Source organism: Inquilinus limosus MP06 (assembly GCF_000767795.1).
GTDB classification, from domain to species: Bacteria; Pseudomonadota; Alphaproteobacteria; order DSM-16000; family Inquilinaceae; genus Inquilinus; species Inquilinus limosus_E.
In genome coordinates this window covers 1-664 of record NZ_JANX01001128.1, presented here as the reverse complement: position 1 = coordinate 664, position 664 = coordinate 1, and the positions used below count along the sequence as shown (strand labels likewise).

1 pseudogene is annotated in these 664 nt (G+C 72.6%); it reads left to right on the top strand.

What is annotated here, in order from left to right:
* Positions 1-119: 119 nt before the first annotated feature.
* Positions 120-664 (top strand): annotated as a pseudogene (locus P409_RS35600) (ABC transporter permease); the annotation flags it as partial.

Genomic DNA, 664 nt, shown 5'->3' with positions numbered 1-664 from the left:
GCAAATAAGGCGCCCAACATCCAGCCGTCCTGCTGATCGCGTCGGAGCGATTTATCCTCAAGCCATGATGCTCTAAACGCGGAGGCTCCGAGATCGTCGAGCGCAGTCCCATCAGCCCCGTGAGCCATTCTCTCGCATCAGCCCCCGCCCTCCGCCCTCGCCGCTGGGGCGACCATGCGCTGGCCGGGGCGGCCGGCGCGTATGTGCTGCTGCTCTGCGCCCTGCCGCTGCTGCGCCTGTTCGCCGAAGGGCTGGCGCAGCCGGAGGCGGCGCTGGCCATCCTCGGCGGCCGGGCGACGCTGCGGGCGCTGCAGAACACCGTGGTCTCCGGCCTCGGCTCGACCCTGGTCTCGGTGGTGGTCGGCGGCGGGCTGGCGCTGGCCATCGGCCTGACCGACATCCGGCGCCGCGGCGTGCTGGCGCTCTTGTGCCTGCTGCCGATGCTGATCCCGCCGCAGATCGCCGCTTTGGCCTGGATCCGGCTGCTCGACGCCGGCACCCCGGCCCGCGCCCTGCTGGACGCCGTCACCGGCCCCTGGCCGAACCACCCGCTCTATTCCGGCGGCGGGGTGGTCTGGATCATGGGGCTGGAGCATGCGGCGCTGGTCTTCCTCGCCGTCACCGCCGCCATCCGCGGCCTGCCCTGCGACCTGGTCGAGGCCGC